The 3408-nt window shown below is 37.9% G+C and carries 2 protein-coding genes; both read left to right on the plus strand.

What is annotated here, in order from left to right:
- Window positions 1-85: 85 nt before the first annotated feature.
- Window positions 86-1366 carry a retention module-containing protein gene (locus FZ940_RS09350; RefSeq protein WP_187422168.1) on the plus strand — a complete coding sequence of 427 codons (1281 nt, stop codon included), beginning with the start codon at window positions 86-88 and terminating at the stop codon, window positions 1364-1366.
- Window positions 1326-3408, plus strand: a 2083-nt coding sequence (locus tag FZ940_RS09355) for a hypothetical protein (RefSeq protein WP_410368990.1), incomplete at its 3' end; no start/stop codon positions are given. The genes FZ940_RS09350 and FZ940_RS09355, both read left to right, overlap by 41 nt.

Genomic DNA, 3408 nt, shown 5'->3' on the forward strand with positions numbered 1-3408 from the left:
GTACCCCAGTACAATAGACATATACTTCTAAAATTTATATAATTCATTCAAAATTTAAAATACTATAAACAATAAGGAGAACATGATGGCTAAAGAAGCCGGAGTAGTTAAAAGCGTAAATGGAGGAATAGCAAGAGCACTTAATGACTTAACAGGAGAGGTAAGACAATTAAGTGTAGGAGATATTGTATACCAAGGTGAAAAGATAGTTACAGAGGGTTCTAACTCTAAAGTAACAATAACTCAAACTGATGGTAAAGATATAACTTTAATAGGTAAAGATACTCTAACTCTAGATCAAGACTCTAACAATAACGAAACAGTAGCTGATATCTCAGCTTTACAACAAGCCATCTTAAAAGGAACAGATCTTAATGCTCTAGAAGAAACTGCTGCAGGTGGTCCACAAGCAGGTGGTAATGGTGGAGATGGCGTAAGCTTATCTTCTACTAGCTTTGCAGAAGGAGGCCACATTAGTAACATAAATGCTAATGTAGGAAGCATAGATGCTTTATCTCTAGCAGCAGGTGGAGATAATAGCTTTGGTGTAAGTGGTGGAAGTGCTGTTGGGGCTGGAGCAACTCCTGTTATACCTCCTATTGCTACAATTACAGCTCTAGGTTCAACAAATGCAACAGAGGGACAAGATTGGAATGGCCCAGAGTATAAATTCTCTCTAGGCGATCTAGATACAAATGGCGTAAATAATCTAGCAACTAGACCAACTACATATACCTTTAGTCTAAGTGGTGTAGAAAAGGGTGTAGATTATGAAGAGATAGAAACTCCAGATGGTAATTTTATCTTTGAATACAAAGATGTTAATGGTGACTGGGTTCCAATGTATGGAAATAAGCTTACCGTAAATGATCCTAGAGATATAGAAAACCTAGAGGTAAGAATAGCACAGCTAGCAAATAACTCTATCCAAAATCAAGGAGAGCGTGTAGGGGATGATTCTCGTTTTAGTAGTATTGACGGAGCAGAACAAGGCGTTTATGAAAGAAAAGCTACTGTAAATGTAACTAGCGATAATCCTCAAATAGCTTCGTCAAGCAATACTGGCACTATTACTGATACGGACGATGAAGTATCATTTGCTAAGGGCTTAGATGGAAAAACAATAGACACCGAGATAGGTAACGACATTATTAATCTACATGGAGAGATTAAAAACGGTTCTAATGTACAAAGTGGAGATGATGATGACGTTATAAACCTTTATGGAAATCTAACTTCTGGTAGTACCATTAATACTGGTTCAGAAAATATATTTGGAACCAATAGTCACGATACTGTAAATGTTAAGTCTGGAGCATCTGTAGATGGAGCTACTTCTAGCATCACAAGGAGTTGCGACCTTTAATATAGAAAAAGGAGCAACGCTAAATAATGCTCATATAAACCACATGTATGGTAGCGATCAAACAGTTAATGTTAATGGCACTCTAAACGAAACAGAGATGAACCTTGGCCGTGGAAACAACAAGATCACCCTTGACGGAGCTACCAGCACAAATAAACTTAGAGTAGAGACTCAAAGTGGTGACGATGATATTGTGATCAAAAACAGCAAAATTTTAGGCGATGCGAATTTAATTGGTAACCACAACATAATGGATATACGCTCAGGCCAAAATACAGTTACAGCAGAGGATTCTGAGTTATCTCGTCTGGACATCCAAGCAAATGGTGGTGCATCAGATAAGACAACTATTATTCTAAATGCGACAAAAGGTGAACGACTAAATATTACTGGTCAAGGCGAAGAGGACGTATTTACTCTAAAAGGTGGTTCTACCCTTAATTCTTCTGGAGTTAATTTAGGCAACGGTAATAATACTATCAATGTAGATGGTGCTAAGATCACAACAGCTAGCCTCATAACTGGTGACGATGTAGATATGATAACTATCAAAGACTCTAATATAAAATATACCAATATTAATACCGGGAACGGCGGTGATATCGTTCAGGTATTTGATGGATCATCTTTAAATTCTACAAAAATAGAAACTGGAGAAGGTGGCGATATAGTTATGTTTGAACATCATAGCGCAGATTATACTTCGGATCCGACTCAGCCTTATTCAAAACCTATAGCGACTAAAACCGAGATAAATACGGGCAACGGCCAAGATACTGTACTACTAAGCGGTCTAGGCAATAGCGGTAACTATGCAGTAAATAGAGTATCAGATTTTGACGATGTGAAGATAAATATGGGCGACGGCGACTGGAAGCACGTGCAGATACACAAAGCTAAAGTCGAAAAGACTACAATAACTACCGGTAGCAAAGACGATAGGATAGAAATACAAGACGATTCTTTAATGGAAGGCAGAAATAGCATATATACTGGTGCTGGTGAAGACAACGTACAAATTAGGGATTCTAAACTTAATGGCACCGCTACCGCAAAAACATCTATAAATACCGGTGCCGATACAGATCGCGTAGTGATTAACAATTCTACTTTAACGCATGCGGTAGTTGATACGGATAAAGGCGACGATTTCGTCGATATCGAAGAAGGAACAACACTTAACTATAGCACTATAAAGACTTCAGATGGTAACGATACTATAACTATTAACCGCGACCCTGGCGATGCTCGCATAACCTTTCAGAGCTCTGCTTTAAATACTGGAGATGGTGTCGATATAGTAAAAGTTACAAATACTACGTTCTCAAAACTTGCCGATGGTAACTACTCTGCTATAGATACTGGCAATGGCGACGATGAAATCACTATAAATGGCGGCACTATATTCCAAGATGCGTCTTATATAGTTGCTGGAACTGGTGCAGATAAAATATATTTAAATAGTGGCTCTACATTTAATTTCTCTAGGGTATACGGTGACTATGCTGATGGTAATATTAATGGAGGAAATGATGAAATATATGTAAATGGAGCCGTATTTAATGCCAATGGACATGGCGGTATCTATGGTGGAGGCGGAAATGATAAAATTTTTGTTAACTCCGGAACATTTAATGATGCTAATATAGAAGGTGAAGCCGGTAACGATACAATTGTCATCGGAAAAGGCAATAACATGTCTAGTACAACAATCAATGGCGGAGCTGGTAAAGATACATTGGTAGTTAATGATGATAGTACTATTAATTTTAGTAAGGTTAGTGGTATTGAAAAGATTCAGCTAGGTGGTCATGCCGATGAAAATGGAAATATAATCAACGATAATGCTACGCTCAACCTAACTGCAAATGATATTCAAAATATACTACGTGGTAGCGATAATAATATACTAAAAATAGACGGCGATGATGGAGATAGACTTAATCTTTCTGGTGGCGGATGGAGTAAAGGAGCTAGTGACGGCACTTATACGACTTTTACTAGCGGTACCGTTACCGTAGAAGTTAAAGACGATATGGTAA

The sequence above is a fragment of the Campylobacter concisus genome, from assembly GCF_902460415.1.
Classification (GTDB): domain Bacteria; phylum Campylobacterota; class Campylobacteria; order Campylobacterales; family Campylobacteraceae; genus Campylobacter_A; species Campylobacter_A concisus_Y.

Bases quoted from the DNA above. Each gene is read 5' to 3' on its own strand.
- FZ940_RS09350 (WP_187422168.1), top strand. From the start codon at position 86: ATGGCTAAAGAAGCCGGAGTAGTTAAAAGCGTAAATGGAGGAATAGCA.